This is a genomic window from Pseudomonas sp. WHRI 8519 (assembly GCF_040224055.2).
Taxonomy (GTDB): Bacteria; Pseudomonadota; Gammaproteobacteria; order Pseudomonadales; family Pseudomonadaceae; genus Aquipseudomonas; species Aquipseudomonas putida_X.
This window is the reverse complement of sequence record NZ_CP167996.1, coordinates 506,382-520,791: the sequence shown is the minus strand read 5'-3', so window position 1 is coordinate 520,791 and position 14,410 is coordinate 506,382. Positions and strand designations below refer to the sequence as shown.

Genomic DNA, 14,410 nt, shown 5'->3' with positions numbered 1-14,410 from the left:
CGCAGGGTGGCTGTTGGGGCGGCGTTGCGGCCCATCGCGGCACAAGGCCGCTTCTGCAGTTACCTCGCCAGCATCGAGTCTGCGCGGTAACTGTAGAAGCGGCCTTGCATCGCGATGGAGGGCAAGGCCCTCCCCTACACGACCTGGAGGGCGTCACCGCCCTCCTTGGTTACATCAGTCTTCCAGCAGCTCTTCGGCAGTACCCAGGATATTTTCCAGGGTGAAGCCGAACTCTTCGAACAGTGCGCTGGCCGGAGCCGACTCGCCGTAAGTGGTCATGCCGATGACACGGCCTTCGAGGCCGACGTACTTGTACCAGAAGTCGGCGTGAGCCGCTTCGATGGCGATACGTGCACCCACTTCCAGCGGCAGTACCGACTGCTTGTAGGCCGCATCCTGGGCGTCGAACACGCTGGTGCTCGGCATCGACACGACACGCACCTTGCGGCCCTGCTCGCTCAGCTTGTCGAACGCCTGAACAGCCAGGCCCACTTCCGAGCCAGTGGCGATCAGGATCAGCTCAGGCTCGCCGGCGCAGTCCTTGAGCACGTAACCGCCGCGGGCGATATCGGCGATCTGCTGGGCGTCGCGCGCCTGATGCTGCAGGTTCTGGCGCGAGAAGATCAGCGCCGAAGGGCCGTCCTTGCGCTCCAGGGCGTGCTTCCAGGACACAGCCGACTCGACTGCGTCGGCCGGGCGCCAGGTGTCCAGGTTCGGCGTGCTGCGCAGGCTGGTCAGTTGCTCGATCGGTTGGTGGGTCGGGCCGTCTTCGCCCAGGCCGATGGAGTCGTGGGTGTACACATGGATGACGCGCTGTTTCATCAGGGCGGACATGCGCACAGCGTTACGGGCGTACTCCATGAACATCAGGAACGTCGCGCCGTAAGGCACCAGGCCGCCGTGCAGGGCGACGCCGTTCATGATCGCGGTCATGCCGAATTCGCGCACGCCGTAGAACACGTAGTTGCCGCTGGCGTCGTTGGCGTCCACACCCTTGCAACCCTTCCACAGGGTCAGGTTGGAGCCGGCGAGGTCGGCCGAGCCGCCAAGGAATTCCGGCAGCAGTGGGCCGAAGGCGTTCAGGGTGTTCTGGCTGGCCTTGCGGCTGGCGATGGTCTCGCCCTTGGCAGCGACTTCAGCGATGTAGGCAGCGGCCTTTTCGGAGAAGTCGGCCGGCAGGTCACCGCTCAGACGGCGCTTGAGTTCGCTGGCCAGCTCCGGGAAGGCGGCGGCATAGGCATCGAAACGCTTGTTCCACTCGGCTTCAGCCTTGGCGCCTGCTTCTTTGGCGTCCCATTCGGCGTAGATGTCGGCAGGAACTTCGAACGGCGCGTGGTTCCAGTTCAGTTCCTTGCGGGCCAGGGCGATTTCGTCGTTGCCCAGCGGAGCACCGTGGCAGTCTTCCTTGCCCTGTTTGTTGGGCGAGCCGAAACCGATGATGGTCTTGCAGCAGATCAGGGTCGGACGGTCGCTCTTGCGCGCAGTCTCGATAGCTGTGCGGATCTCGTCGGCGTCGTGGCCGTTGACGTTGCGGATCACCAGCCAGTTGTAGGCCTCGAAGCGCTTGGGCGTGTCGTCGGTGAACCAGCCTTCCACTTCACCGTCGATGGAGATGCCGTTGTCGTCATAGAAGGCGACCAGCTTGTTCAGGCCCAGGGTGCCGGCCAGCGAGGCGACTTCGTGGGAGATGCCTTCCATCATGCAGCCGTCGCCGAGGAACACATAGGTGTTGTGGTCGACGATGTTGTGGCCTTCACGGTTGAACTGGGCACCCAGCACTTTCTCAGCCAAGGCAAAGCCCACGGCATTGGCCAAACCCTGGCCCAGCGGGCCGGTGGTGGTTTCCACACCCGGGGTGTAGCCGAACTCGGGGTGGCCCGGGGTACGGCTATGCAGCTGACGGAACGACTTGAGGTCGTCAATGGTGACGTCGTAGCCGGTCAGGTGCAGCAACGAATAGATCAGCATCGAGCCGTGGCCGTTGGACAGCACGAAGCGGTCACGGTCGGCGAAGCTCGGGTTGCTCGGGTTGTGCTTCAGATAGTCGCGCCAAAGCACTTCGGCGATATCCGCCATGCCCATGGGGGCACCTGGGTGGCCGCTGTTGGCCTTTTGCACGGCATCCATGCTGAGGGCACGAATGGCGTTGGCACGTTCACGACGGCTGGGCATCGCTTATCTCCTGGGGCTTGAATAGGTGGTGTAACGAAAAAGGCGGCCATTTTCCCCCACTGGGGGGCTGGGGGCAAACATTTAAGCGGCCAGCGGCACGCTTTAATCAGCAAGAGAAAGCGGACCCGAGCGCGCAAGGCTCTATTTCCTGCAGCTCATCGCCAATATCAAAACTTTTTGATATTGGCCTTGCTAGGGCAACGATGCCTGTCTAGACTGCCGCGTCATGAACCTGCGTACGCGACCGATCCCTCAGCGAAGCGACACATTGGCAGCCCTGTGCAAAGCTAGTGGCGACGAACTGCGCCTGAATGTCCTGCGCGCCCTGGCCAGCGATTCGTTCGGCGTCCTGGAGCTGGCACAGATCTTCGACATCGGGCAGTCGGGCATGAGCCACCACCTCAAGGTTCTGGCCCAGGCCGAGCTGGTGGCTACACGCCGCGAAGGCAATGCGATTTTCTACCGCAGGGCCCTGCCCGACAGCCAACGGCTGGGCGGCCGCCTGCATACCGCGCTGCTCGAAGAGGTCGACGACCTGACACTGCCGCTGGACGTGCAGGCGCGCATCGCCCAGGTGCAGCAACGCCGCGCCGCCACCAGCCAGGACTTTTTCCTGCGCGTGGAAGAAAAGTTCCGCGCCCAGCAGGACCTGATCGCCGGCCTGCCGCAGTACCGCGAAAGCCTGCTGGCGCTGCTCGACACACTGAATTTCCAGCCGACGGCCAGCGCGCTGGAAGTCGGCCCCGGCGACGGCGGTTTCCTGCCCGACCTGGCCCGGCGCTTTGCCTGCGTCACAGCCATGGACAACAGCCCGACCATGCTCGAGCTGGCGCGCCAGGTCTGCGAACGCGAACGTCTGGATAATGTAAACCTGCAGTTGGCCGATGCACTGGGTGCAACGGATGTGGAAGCCGACTGCGTTGTGCTGAACATGGTCCTGCACCATTTCAGCGACCCGGCCCTGGCCCTGCGCCTTTTGGCCAAACGAGTGAAGGCAGGCGGCAGCCTGCTGGTCACCGAACTGTGCAGCCATGATCAGGGTTGGGCGCGGGAAGCCTGCGGCGATCTCTGGCTTGGTTTTGAACAGGACGACCTGGCCCGTTGGGCCAACGCTGCCGGGCTGGCCCCGGGGGACAGCCTCTATGTGGGCTTGCGTAACGGTTTCCAGATACAGGTCCGCCATTTTCAGCGGACGGCTGGCGACACACACCATCGGTAAATTTTAGGAACCCGTCGAGATGAGCGAATACTCCCTTTTCACCTCCGAGTCCGTGTCCGAAGGGCATCCGGACAAGATCGCCGACCAGATTTCGGATGCGGTCCTGGATGCCATCATCACCCAGGACAAATACGCCCGCGTGGCGTGTGAAACCCTGGTCAAGACCGGTGTCGCCATCATCGCCGGCGAAGTCACCACGTCGGCCTGGGTCGACCTGGAAGAGCTGGTGCGCAAAGTCATCATCGATATCGGCTACAACAGCTCCGACGTCGGCTTCGATGGCGCTACCTGCGCCGTGATGAACATCATCGGCAAACAGTCGGTGGACATCGCCCAGGGCGTGGACCGCTCCAAGCCGGAAGACCAGGGCGCCGGTGACCAGGGCCTGATGTTCGGCTACGCCAGCAACGAAACCGACGTGCTGATGCCGGCACCGATCTGCTTCTCGCACCGCCTGGTCGAGCGCCAGGCCGAAGCGCGCAAATCCGGGCTGCTGCCTTGGCTGCGCCCGGACGCCAAGTCCCAGGTCACCTGCCGCTATGAAAACGGTAAGGTAGTGGGCATCGACGCGGTGGTGCTGTCGACCCAGCACAACCCTGAGGTTTCGCAAAAAGACCTGCAGGAAGCCGTGATGGAGCTGATCGTCAAGCACACCCTGCCTGCCGAACTGCTGCACAAGGACACCCAGTACCACATCAACCCGACCGGTAACTTCATCATCGGTGGCCCGGTAGGTGACTGTGGCCTGACCGGCCGCAAGATCATCGTTGACTCCTATGGCGGCATGGCCCGCCACGGTGGTGGCGCGTTCTCCGGCAAGGACCCGTCCAAGGTCGACCGTTCTGCTGCCTACGCCGGTCGTTACGTGGCCAAGAACATCGTCGCCGCCGGCCTGGCCGAACGTTGCGAGATCCAGGTGTCCTACGCCATCGGCGTAGCCCAGCCGACCTCCATCTCGATCAACACCTTCGGTACCGGCAAGGTCTCGGACGACAAGATCATCCAGCTGGTGCGTGAGTGCTTCGACCTGCGCCCGTATGCCATCACCAAGATGCTCGACCTGCTGCATCCGATGTACCAGGAAACCGCTGCCTACGGCCACTTCGGCCGTACCCCGCAGCAGAAGACTGTCGGCGACGACACCTTCACCACCTTCACCTGGGAACGCACCGACCGCGCCCAGTCGCTGCGTGACGCTGCCGGCCTGTAATCAGCCTGCCGCGGTGAATCGAAGCCCTTGCCGAGTGATCGGCAGGGGCTTTTTTGTACCCCATGCCATCACCCCCGCGACACATCACCTGACAACTGAACCCGCCGACCTGCGCCCCGCTTGCCTAGCCTGAACACTCCACTCCGCCACGCAAGGATGCTGGCCATGTCACTGTTCCCGCGCCTCGCAGCCCTGTTGCTGCTGCACACGTCCATCGCTCAAGCCGGCCACTGTCCGGACTGGAGTGCCCAGCAAGCCAGAACCGAAATGGCACAACTTCGCGCAACCCTGGCCAACTGGGACGACAACTACCACCGCCAGGGTAAAGCGCTGGTGGCCGATGAGCTCTACGACCAGGCCCGGCACCACCTGCTGCACCTGCAACAGTGCTTTGGCCAGCCATCCACAGGCCCAAGCCCGCTGGCCAGCGCACGCGGCCCCATTGCCCACCCCGTGGCCCACACCGGCGTCGAAAAGCTCCCCGACGCAGCTGCCGTTGCACGCTGGATGGCCGGCAAGAAGGGCGTGTGGGTGCAGCCGAAGGTCGATGGCGTGGCGGTTACACTGGTCTATCGCCAAGGCCGGCTGGTACAGCTGCTCAGCCGTGGTGATGGCCTGCAAGGGCATGACTGGAGCCGCCACATCAAGGACCTGGGCAATATCACTGGGCAATTGCCTGAGCCACGGGACGTCGTACTGCAAGGCGAGTTGTACCTGCGCCTGCAAGCGCACGTGCAAGCTCAAGCAGGCAGCAGCAACGCGCGTGGGACCGTGGCCGGGATGCTGGCGCGCAAGCAGCTTGGCCCTGAACGGGGTGCGAGCGTCGGCCTGTTCGTCTGGGACTGGCCGCACGGGCCGGACAACCAGGGCGAGCGCCTCACTCAGCTTGCGGCCTGGGGGTTCACCGACAGTCAGCATTTCAGCACCGCTATCGCCACCCCCGAGGAGGCTGGCCACTGGCGCCTGCACTGGTATCGCTCACCGCTGCCCTTCGCCACCGACGGCGTGATTCTGCGGCAGGACTCCCGCCCCCCGGCCGAGCGCTGGCAGGCCAACGCCCCCTATTGGATCGCCGCCTGGAAATACCCCTTCGCCCAAGCGCTGGCAGAGGTACGAGAGGTGCGCTTTCTGATCGGCCGCACGGGCAAAGTCACGCCCTTGCTCAGGCTCAAACCGGTCACATTGGATGATCGCCGGATCAGCCAGGTCAGCCTTGGGTCCCTTGCTCGCTGGCAGGCACTCGACATTCGCCCAGGCGATCAGGTTGCGATCAGCCTCGCCGGCCTGACCATTCCACGCTTCGAGCAAGTGGTCCACCGCGCCGTCGAGCGCCAGGCATTGCCTGTACCTGAAGCGCAGCAGTACGGCCCACACAGTTGCTGGCAAGCCAGCGATGGCTGCCACGAGCAGTTCATCGCCCGCCTCGTCTGGCTCACTGGCAAGCAGGGGCTGGCCATGCCAGGCACCGGCAAGGGCACCTGGACGCGGCTGGTGCAGGCAGGGCTGGTGACATCGCTGACGGACTGGTTGACGCTCGATGCCCAGCAACTGCTCTCGGTGCCGGGCATCAGCGGGAAAACCGCCATGCAGCTTCAACGCAGTTTCGACAGCGGTCGCGACAGGCCTTTCGCTCAGTGGCGCAAAGGGTTGGGCGTACCGGCGCCAGGCCAGGTGCCACAGGACGAGAACTGGCAAACGCTGGCCAGCCGGTCTGCCCGCGATTGGCAAGCCCTGCCGGGCATTGGCGCAACACGGGCCAAACAGCTCGCGAACTTTTTCAATCACGAACAGGTACAACGGATAGCCGCTGTACTGGGGGCACGTAGGATCGATGGTTTTGACGGGGCAGCGGACCTTGTTTCGCAATAGTTCATGGGCAAGGCGTACGGGTAATGTTCGCCAATCCCAGCCTGAAAAACCACCAAGGGTTTAAAAATCGGCAAAACCAAGGCAGGATTTCCCCACTTTTTGCTGCCCCGCCCCGTTCAGGAGGCTTTTTGATGAAGCGTATTTCTACCCTTTTCCTGCTGGTGACGTTCGCCCTGTCGGCTCACGCCGCGCAGCCCACCGAAGAACAAACAGGCCTGACCGGCTGCGCCGCCAAGCGTAAGGCAATCAGCGAACAGATCGAGCAGGCCAAGGCTGACAACAACAGCGAGCAGCAAGCCGGCCTGGAAAAAGCCCTGAGCGAAGTTGACGCGAACTGCACCGAGGCCGGCTTGCGTAAAGAGCGCGAACAGAAAGTGCTCGAGGCCCGGCACGAGGTCAACCAGCGCACCAAGGACCTGGACAAGGCCATGAAAAAGGGCGACCCGGAGCGCATCAACAAGCGCAAGGACAAACTTGCCGAGGCGAAAAAAGAGTTGCAAGAGGCCGTCGACGATTTGGAGCGTTGACAGCTAGTTTCCAGTCAACTTGGCTTGTAGGACTTTTCTGAAGTTACCCACCGAAGGGTTCACTAGGTATTGGGGAATGGGCACCATTGCAGCGCTTACTGCCATATGCCCCTACAAGGAGGCTCCCATGAAAGTCGTTTCTTCCGTAGTCATGCTGGCTGTTCTGGGCTTGAGCGCAGCCGCCGCCCAAGCAGCACAGCCGACGCCTGGCCTGACCGGATGCGCCGCCAAGCGCAGCGCTATCGAAAACCAGCTGCAATATGCCCGGGCGCACAATAACTCGGGTGAGATTCGCGGCCTGGAAAAGGCCCTGCAGGAGAACACCGAGCACTGCACCGATGCTGGCTTGAAAGAAGAGCGTGAACAGAAAGTGCGCAAAGCCGAAGCAGAAGTCCAGGAGCGCGAAGCAGACCTGAAGCAGGCACAGGCGAAAGGCGATCCCAGCAAAATCGCCAAGCGTGAGCAGAAACTGGCCGAATCCAAAGCAGAACTCGAAGACGCCAAAGCCGAATTGGCCAAGTGATCTGAGGCTTCAGTTTCGTGCGTCAGCCAGCAGCCTGCGGCCCCCTGGCTGGCGCATCAATGATTACGGAACTCTGTATGGCAGGCCTTGCAGGCTGCCTCGACCTTGTCCATAGGTGCCTTGAGCATCGCCGCATCCAGCGGCTGCTTGCGTGTCACCGCCAGCAACTCGCCCGTCACCCCTTCCAACGCTTGCGCCAAGTCATGAAAGCGCGCCTGGCGCTCCCAGACCTCGGGCCGCGCACTGCTGTCGCCACCATCCTTCACCTGCGGAAAATGCTGCCATGGCGCATGGGCCAGGCTATCGAGCTTCACCGCACCCGCTGAAAATTTCTCGCCATCGAACGGCAACCGTCCGCGCAGCATGCCCCCCATGTCCTCGCTGGTCTGGAGCATCTGCTTGAAGATCGCCTTGCGCTGCCCCAGGGGTGAGTTAGGATCGACACGGTCGCAGGCTACCAGGGACAGGCTGACCAGCAGGATGGCGGTGAAACATTTGAACATCACGGTCACATTGGCAGAGGAAAGGGCCAACAGTATCCTCGCCTGCCGTGCAAAGACCAATACCCTTACGAACACTATGGGCAGCAACCACCTGTTGCCCTCCAAGGATGCAACCATGAAATCTGCTCTGCGCCATCTCGCCTGGGCGCTGCCGGCCCTGGCCTTGCTGGCCGGCTGCAATGGCGGCGAAACCGCCAAGCCCGAACCCCACGCCGTCGCTACCTACACCCCTGCGGCCTGGGATGACCTGCCCAGCGTCAGCGACAGCGACCTGCTCGCAGGTTTCAACGCCTGGCGCACTGGTTGTGAAAAACTCAAGCGGGACCCGGTATGGGCCGCCACGTGCGAGGCAGCACAGCCCATTGCCCTGGAGGCGACCCCAGTGCGCGCGTTCCTGCAGGCGCAATTGCAGGTCTATGGCCTGCGCTCGGCCGAGAACAATGCCAATGGCTTGATCACCGGTTACTACGAACCGGTCTACCCCGGCAGCCTGACGCGCACCGACGCGGCTCAGGTACCGGTGTACGGCATCCCGGATGACATGATCGTGGTCGACCTGGCCAGCATTTACCCGGAGCTGAAGGGCAAGCGCCTGCGAGGTCGCCTCGATGGCCGCGTGCTCAAGCCCTACGACACCGCTGAAGTGATCTACCGGGACGGCGTCAAGGCACCGGTACTGGCATGGCTGACCGACCCGATGGACCTGCAGTTTCTGCAGATCCAGGGTTCAGGCCGGGTACAGCTGGAAGATGGCAGTCAATTGCGCCTGGGCTACGCCGACCAGAACGGGCACCCGTACCGGCCGATCGGTCGCTGGCTGATCGAGCAAGGTCAATTGAAGAAGGAAGACGTGAGCATGGGCGCCATCCATGCCTGGGCTGAGGCCAATCCGCAGCGGGTGCCTGAATTGCTGGCGAGCAACCCCAGTTATGTGTTCTTCAGCACCCGCCCCGCCAGCAACGAAGGCCCGCGCGGTTCATTGAACGTACCCCTCACCGCGGGCTACAGCGTGGCCATCGATCGCAAGGTCATTCCACTGGGCAGCCTGCTTTGGCTGTCCACCACGCGCCCGGACGGCACACCGGTGGTTCGGCCGGTGGGCGCTCAGGATACGGGTGGCGCGATTACAGGCGAAGTTCGTGCGGATCTATTCTGGGGCACCGGGCCTGAGGCCGGCGAACTGGCAGGGAACATGAAGCAGCAGGGGCAGATATGGATGCTCTGGCCAAAAGGCAAGCCGCTGCCTGACGTGCCTAAAGTCCTTTGACCGATGGCTGCACTGCTCGCGGTTTAGCCGCGAGCAGTGCCGCCGGCTTCAGGCTGAGACAACGAAGAACGACACGATCAGCGCCACCCCGGTGAACCACACCAGCGAGCGCAATGCCGCCCAGTCGGCCAGATAGCAGATGATGTAGAGCAGCCGGCTGGTGATGTACAAGACCCCAAGCACGTCCTGCGTCACCTGCTCGGCATTGCCGACGATATCGGCCACCAGCACCGCCGCGGCAAACGCCGGGAACGCTTCATAGCTGTTCTGCTGCGCGGCATGGGCACGCCGTGGCAGGCCCGACAATGTGTCGAGGAAGGCGCGCGGGTCGTGATTGTCCTTCAAGCCGAAGCGGCCACTGCTCACCTTGGCGATCAAGGCGCAGAGCGGTGGTAGGAACAATGCGATCAGGATGCACCACAGGGCAACGGTCATGGACAGGACTCCTTCAGTCGTCAGGTTAGAGCTTCATCACCAGCATGCCTGCCAGTACCAGCCCGCAAGCTAGGAGTCTCGGGCCGCCAAAAGGTTCTTTCAGGTAGCGCATGCCCAGCAGCACCACCAAGATGACGCTCAGCTCGCGCAAGGCCGCCGCCTCGGCCACCGACCCCAGATGCATGGCCCACAAGACCAGCGCATAGCTGAACAGCACGCAAAAGCCCACGGCCAACCCCAAGCGCCACTGGGTGCGCCAGAACAGCACAAACGGCCCCCGCCGTGCCACACCGGCCAGCAGCGGAAACGGCCAGGCGCTGAGCAGGGTCAGCCATACCAGGTAGTCCCAGGGCTTGCCCCACAACCGCACGGCCTGCCCGTCGAACCAGGTGTAGCAACCGATGCACAGGCCGATCAGCGCCACTACCGGCAGCATCGACCAGGGCAGACGGTCCCCGCCACCTCCCTGCCACAGCAGGCACGCCATGCCACAGGGGATCAGCAATATGCCGATGATCTGCCGTTCGCTGAGCGACTCGCCGGCGAACGCCAGGGTCAGCCCCAGTACCACCAGCGGTGACAAGCCACGCATCAGAGGATAGACCAGCCCCAGATCGCCCACTCGATAAGCCTGAATCAACAGGAATCGGTACAACTGCTCTGCCAATGCCGAAGCGATCAGCCAAGGCCAGACCTGGGCAGGCGGCAGGTCGACGAAGGCCACTGCGAGCACGGCAAAGGCCAGGGCTACCGAGTCCATGCTGGCGATCACCAGCAAGCGCTCGCCACTGAATTTGATCAGGGTGTTCCAGGTCGCGTGCAGTAAGGCCGCGATCAATACCAGGGAAGTTGCCAGCACGCCTTCAGGTCCTTGTGACGTTATCAGCCTGTGAATATATAGCGTTGATGGGACCGTGGGGTGCGAAGCGATTCTGTATCGAAAGTGGAACGAATCCAGCCAATCAGGTCGAAAACTGTGTCCCGAGTCCCTCGCCAGGTCATCAAAGAACTGCCCGAGCCATTCGGGTTACGACTTGGAAGCCACTGTTACAGGATTTGGGATGCTTGAATTAGTCGCTGCGTTTATCTGCCTCACCACACTCCTCACCTACGTCAATTACCGCTTTATCGGCCTGCCACCTGCCATCGGCGTGATGGTCACGGCATTGCTGTTCTCGCTGATACTGCAGGGCCTGAGCCTGATCGGCTTCCCTGGCCTTGAAGAACGCGTCGAAGGGCTGATGAACCAGATCGACTTCAATGACCTGTTGATGCACTGGATGCTGGCGTTTCTGCTGTTCGCCGGTGCACTGCACGTCAACCTCACCGATTTGCGCAGCTACCGCTGGCCGATCGGGCTGCTGGCAACGCTCGGCGTACTGATCGCCACCGTGATGATCGGCTTTCTGGCGCACTGGGTGTTTGCGATGTTCGGCTGGCAGGTGCCACTGATCTACTGCCTGCTGTTCGGTGCACTGATCTCGCCCACCGACCCGATCGCGGTGCTGGGGGCCCTGCGCACCGCCAACGCCTCCAAACCACTGAAGACCACCATCGTCGGCGAATCACTGTTCAACGACGGCACCGCCGTGGTGGTGTTCACCGTGCTGCTGGGCATCATCGAACTGGGTGAAACGCCAGGCATGACGGACACAGCGATCCTGTTCGCCCGCGAGGCCATTGGCGGCGCGGTGTTTGGCGGGCTGCTCGGTTACGCCACCTACCGCATGATCAAGAGCGTCGAGCAGTACCAGGTCGAGGTCATGCTGACCCTGGCGCTGGTCATCGGTGGCTCGGCCATGTGCTACGAGCTGCATGTTTCGGCACCGATCGCGATGGTGGTGGCCGGGCTGATCATCGGCAACCTGGGGCGCAACCTGGCGATGAACGACATGACCCGTCGCTACATGGACGGTTTCTGGGAGTTGATCGACGACATGCTCAACGCCCTGCTCTTCGCCCTGATCGGCCTGGAGCTGTTGCTGCTGCCGTTCAACTGGCTACACCTGGCGGCTGGCGGTGTGCTGGCGCTGGCGGTGCTGCTGTCGCGGCTGCTGACCGTGGCCCCTGCGATCCTGTTGCTGCGCCGCTGGCGTAGTGTGCCCAAGGGCACCATACGGGTCCTGACCTGGGGCGGCTTGCGTGGGGGGGTATCGGTGGCGCTGGCATTGTCGCTGCCGTTGGGCGAGGAGCGTGACCTGCTGCTTTCGATCACCTACATCGTGGTGCTGTCGTCGATCCTGGTACAAGGCTTGAGCATCGGGCGGGTGGTGCGCAAGGTCAGCGCACAACCCTGAAAACCCGGGCTCGCCGTACGGCCCTTTCGCCGGCAAGCCCCACATGGGTTGCGCCGGCTATTAGAGGTTGGGCAAGACAGTTGCGGCCACAGGTAAAGCGCAGATCTGAAGACCTGCGCGGTCGCGGTGGGAGCCGGCTTGCCGGCGATGGGCTGCGCAGCAGCCCTAGCACGTCACTCTACGGCGCTGTCCGGAAACTGGTCCTGAACATACTTGATCTCGGTCCGCCCATGGGCCGCCGGCTGGCCATCCTCGCCCAGGTTGACGAAGACCATCTTGTCGACGGTCAGGATGCTCTTGCGGGTGATCTTGTTGCGTACTTCACACTTGAGGGTGATCGAGGTGCGGCCGAACTCGGTGGCAGTGATGCCCAACTCGATGATGTCGCCCTGGCGCGAGGCACTGACGAAGTTGATCTCCGACATGTACTTGGTCACCACGCGCTGGTTGCCCAATTGGACAATGGCATAGATCGCCGCCTCTTCGTCGATCCAGCGCAACAGGCTGCCGCCGAACAGCGTGCCGTTGGGGTTGAGGTCTTCGGGTTTTACCCATTTGCGGGTGTGAAAGTTCATCTGTACTCCTGACCTGCTTGGCTAACGTGCGGTAATGATGGCAGAGCGGCCCGCGCCGCTCCATTGATCATCGACTATCGTCGCGATTAATCGACAGAAAACCTTGGGCGAAGACTCCCGCCAAGGCTATAATCTGCGCCGAATTCACATGGCCACCCGCCGCGGTGCCATGCCCGCCACCTGTCCGAGGGGCGCTGCAGCAGGGTCATCCTGTCAGGCTCGGATGGGGCGTTGTCCGCTCCCGCGGACGCTGAACGCACAACGGCGCCCATTCGCACACTACGAATGGAGGCTCTCATGAGCGCTGTAAACACGCCTGCAGGTTTTACCGATTTCAAAGTCGCAGACATCTCCCTGGCCGCCTGGGGTCGTCGCGAAACCATCATCGCCGAATCGGAAATGCCTGCCCTGATGGGCCTGCGTCGCAAATACCTCGCTGAGCAGCCGCTCAAAGGTGCGAAGATTCTGGGCTGCATCCACATGACCATTCAGACTGCCGTGCTGATCGAAACCCTGGTTGCCCTGGGTGCCGAAGTGCGCTGGTCGTCGTGCAACATCTTCTCCACCCAGGACCAGGCCGCTGCCTCCATCGCTGCCGCCGGCATCCCGGTGTTCGCCTGGAAAGGTGAAACCGAGGAAGAGTACGAGTGGTGCCTGGAGCAGACCATCCTCAAGGATGGCCAGCCATGGGACGCCAACATGATCCTCGACGACGGTGGCGACCTGACCGAGCTGCTGCACAAGAAGTACCCGGCCGTGCTGGACCGCGTCCACGGTGTCACCGAAGAAACCACCACCGGCGTGCACCGCCTGCTGGACATGCTGGCCAAAGGCGAGCTGAAGGTCCCGGCCATCAACGTCAACGACTCGGTCACCAAGAGCAAGAACGACAACAAGTATGGCTGCCGTCACAGCCTGAACGATGCCATCAAGCGCGGTACCGACCACCTGCTGTCGGGCAAGCAGGCCCTGGTCATCGGCTACGGTGACGTGGGCAAAGGTTCTGCGCAGTCGCTGCGCCAGGAAGGCATGATCGTCAAGGTCACCGAAGTTGACCCGATCTGTGCCATGCAGGCATGCATGGACGGCTTCGAGCTGGTCTCGCCGTTCATCGACGGTATCAACGACGGCACCGAAGCCAGCATCGACAAGGCCCTGCTGGGCAAGATCGACCTGATCGTCACCACCACCGGTAACGTCAACGTCTGCGACGCCAACATGCTCAAGGCCCTGAAGAAGCGCGCCGTAGTCTGCAACATCGGCCACTTCGACAACGAGATCGACACCGCCTTCATGCGCAAGAACTGGGCATGGGAAGAGGTCAAACCGCAGGTCCACAAGATCCACCGCACCGGTGCTGGCGACTTCGACCCGCAGAACGATGACTACCTGATCCTGCTGGCCGAAGGCCGCCTGGTGAACCTGGGCAATGCCACCGGCCACCCAAGCCGCATCATGGACGGTTCGTTCGCCAACCAGGTACTGGCCCAGATCTTCCTGTTCGAGCAGAAGTTCGCTGACCTGTCGGCCGAGAAGAAAGCTGAGCGCCTGACCGTTGAAGTGCTGCCCAAGAAGCTCGACGAAGAAGTGGCCCTGGAAATGGTCCGCGGCTTCGGCGGCGTGGTCACCAAGCTGACCCAGCAGCAGGCCGACTACATCGGCGTGACTGTCGAAGGCCCGTTCAAGCCGCACGCTTACCGCTACTAAGCGGCAAGCTTGAAGCGGCAAGCGGCAAGAAAAGGCAGACAGTGCCATTGCCGCTTGCAGCTCCAGCACCCACGATCTTGAACGATGCCAAGCCAGATCGGCCATC

At 62.5% G+C, this 14,410-nt stretch carries 13 protein-coding genes and 1 riboswitch; of the genes, 8 read left to right on the top strand and 5 right to left on the bottom strand.

Annotated elements, in window-relative coordinates:
* Positions 1-174: 174 nt before the first annotated feature.
* Entirely contained in the window at positions 175-2,172 is a 1,998-nt protein-coding gene (tkt, locus tag ABRP30_RS02400; protein ID WP_267820551.1) for a transketolase, read from the bottom strand.
* Positions 2,173-2,398: 226 nt separating this feature from the next.
* Between tkt and ABRP30_RS02395 the strand changes: the two genes are divergently transcribed.
* The 5 genes from ABRP30_RS02395 to ABRP30_RS02375 all read left to right on the top strand — a co-directional run bounded on the left by ABRP30_RS02395 (position 2,399) and on the right by ABRP30_RS02375 (position 7,520).
* The gene (locus tag ABRP30_RS02395; RefSeq protein WP_241804043.1) at positions 2,399-3,391 is read left to right on the top strand and encodes a metalloregulator ArsR/SmtB family transcription factor; all 993 of its coding nucleotides are present in this window, start codon (positions 2,399-2,401) and stop codon (positions 3,389-3,391) included.
* A 19-nt stretch (positions 3,392-3,410) separates the two neighbouring features.
* Positions 3,411-4,601: a methionine adenosyltransferase gene (metK, locus tag ABRP30_RS02390; RefSeq protein ID WP_012312441.1), complete on the top strand. Its 1,191-nt coding sequence runs from the start codon at positions 3,411-3,413 to the stop codon at positions 4,599-4,601.
* Positions 4,602-4,766: 165 nt separating this feature from the next.
* The gene (gene ligB, locus ABRP30_RS02385) at positions 4,767-6,470 is read left to right on the top strand and encodes an NAD-dependent DNA ligase LigB (RefSeq protein ID WP_267820546.1); all 1,704 of its coding nucleotides are present in this window, start codon (positions 4,767-4,769) and stop codon (positions 6,468-6,470) included.
* A 131-nt stretch (positions 6,471-6,601) separates the two neighbouring features.
* Positions 6,602-6,997 carry a DUF1090 domain-containing protein gene (locus tag ABRP30_RS02380; protein ID WP_241804045.1) on the top strand — a complete coding sequence of 132 codons (396 nt, stop codon included), beginning with the start codon at positions 6,602-6,604 and terminating at the stop codon, positions 6,995-6,997.
* A gap of 127 nt (positions 6,998-7,124) precedes the next feature.
* A complete protein-coding gene (locus ABRP30_RS02375) occupies positions 7,125-7,520 on the top strand; it encodes a DUF1090 domain-containing protein (RefSeq protein WP_241804046.1) in 396 nt (131 codons plus the stop codon).
* Positions 7,521-7,576: 56 nt separating this feature from the next.
* Here the strand turns inward: ABRP30_RS02375 and ABRP30_RS02370 are convergent, their stop codons facing one another.
* The gene (locus ABRP30_RS02370; protein ID WP_267820544.1) at positions 7,577-8,023 is read right to left on the bottom strand and encodes a cytochrome c; all 447 of its coding nucleotides are present in this window, start codon (positions 8,021-8,023) and stop codon (positions 7,577-7,579) included.
* A gap of 115 nt (positions 8,024-8,138) precedes the next feature.
* On the opposite strand from ABRP30_RS02370, the gene ABRP30_RS02365 reads away from it, so the two are divergent.
* Positions 8,139-9,290, top strand: coding sequence for a murein transglycosylase A (locus ABRP30_RS02365; RefSeq protein ID WP_267820542.1), 1,152 nt, complete (start codon positions 8,139-8,141; stop codon positions 9,288-9,290).
* A gap of 48 nt (positions 9,291-9,338) precedes the next feature.
* On the opposite strand, the gene ABRP30_RS02360 is transcribed toward ABRP30_RS02365, so the two are convergent.
* Positions 9,339-9,725 carry an MAPEG family protein gene (locus ABRP30_RS02360; RefSeq protein ID WP_241804049.1) on the bottom strand — a complete coding sequence of 129 codons (387 nt, stop codon included), beginning with the start codon at positions 9,723-9,725 and terminating at the stop codon, positions 9,339-9,341.
* A gap of 25 nt (positions 9,726-9,750) precedes the next feature.
* The gene (locus ABRP30_RS02355) at positions 9,751-10,584 is read right to left on the bottom strand and encodes an EamA family transporter (RefSeq protein ID WP_267820538.1); all 834 of its coding nucleotides are present in this window, start codon (positions 10,582-10,584) and stop codon (positions 9,751-9,753) included.
* A 202-nt stretch (positions 10,585-10,786) separates the two neighbouring features.
* Here ABRP30_RS02355 and ABRP30_RS02350 point away from each other — a divergent pair, with 202 nt between their 5' ends.
* On the top strand, positions 10,787-12,022 hold the full coding sequence (locus tag ABRP30_RS02350) for a sodium:proton antiporter (RefSeq protein WP_267820536.1): 1,236 nt from the start codon (positions 10,787-10,789) through the stop codon (positions 12,020-12,022).
* A gap of 173 nt (positions 12,023-12,195) precedes the next feature.
* Here ABRP30_RS02350 and ABRP30_RS02345 read toward each other — a convergent pair whose 3' ends face one another.
* The gene (locus tag ABRP30_RS02345) at positions 12,196-12,597 is read right to left on the bottom strand and encodes an acyl-CoA thioesterase (protein ID WP_012312432.1); all 402 of its coding nucleotides are present in this window, start codon (positions 12,595-12,597) and stop codon (positions 12,196-12,198) included.
* Positions 12,598-12,777: 180 nt separating this feature from the next.
* Positions 12,778-12,874: riboswitch (S-adenosyl-L-homocysteine riboswitch) on the top strand.
* Positions 12,875-12,894: 20 nt separating this feature from the next.
* On the opposite strand from ABRP30_RS02345, the gene ahcY reads away from it, so the two are divergent.
* Positions 12,895-14,304, top strand: a complete 1,410-nt coding sequence (ahcY, locus tag ABRP30_RS02340; protein WP_349975197.1) for an adenosylhomocysteinase — start codon at positions 12,895-12,897, stop codon at positions 14,302-14,304.
* Positions 14,305-14,410 lie beyond the last annotated feature (106 nt).

What these genes read in the sequence shown, in the direction of transcription:
- tkt (WP_267820551.1), bottom strand. Translation starts at nt 2,172, where the DNA reads ATGCCCAGCCGTCGTGAACGTGCCAACGCCATTCGTGCCCTCAGCATG.
- ABRP30_RS02395 (WP_241804043.1), top strand. Translation starts at nt 2,399, where the DNA reads ATGAACCTGCGTACGCGACCGATCCCTCAGCGAAGCGACACATTGGCA.
- metK (WP_012312441.1), top strand. Translation starts at nt 3,411, where the DNA reads ATGAGCGAATACTCCCTTTTCACCTCCGAGTCCGTGTCCGAAGGGCAT.
- ligB (WP_267820546.1), top strand. Translation starts at nt 4,767, where the DNA reads ATGTCACTGTTCCCGCGCCTCGCAGCCCTGTTGCTGCTGCACACGTCC.
- ABRP30_RS02380 (WP_241804045.1), top strand. Translation starts at nt 6,602, where the DNA reads ATGAAGCGTATTTCTACCCTTTTCCTGCTGGTGACGTTCGCCCTGTCG.
- ABRP30_RS02375 (WP_241804046.1), top strand. Translation starts at nt 7,125, where the DNA reads ATGAAAGTCGTTTCTTCCGTAGTCATGCTGGCTGTTCTGGGCTTGAGC.
- ABRP30_RS02370 (WP_267820544.1), bottom strand. Translation starts at nt 8,023, where the DNA reads ATGTTCAAATGTTTCACCGCCATCCTGCTGGTCAGCCTGTCCCTGGTA.
- ABRP30_RS02365 (WP_267820542.1), top strand. Translation starts at nt 8,139, where the DNA reads ATGAAATCTGCTCTGCGCCATCTCGCCTGGGCGCTGCCGGCCCTGGCC.
- ABRP30_RS02360 (WP_241804049.1), bottom strand. Translation starts at nt 9,725, where the DNA reads ATGACCGTTGCCCTGTGGTGCATCCTGATCGCATTGTTCCTACCACCG.
- ABRP30_RS02350 (WP_267820536.1), top strand. Translation starts at nt 10,787, where the DNA reads ATGCTTGAATTAGTCGCTGCGTTTATCTGCCTCACCACACTCCTCACC.
- ABRP30_RS02345 (WP_012312432.1), bottom strand. Translation starts at nt 12,597, where the DNA reads ATGAACTTTCACACCCGCAAATGGGTAAAACCCGAAGACCTCAACCCC.
- ahcY (WP_349975197.1), top strand. Translation starts at nt 12,895, where the DNA reads ATGAGCGCTGTAAACACGCCTGCAGGTTTTACCGATTTCAAAGTCGCA.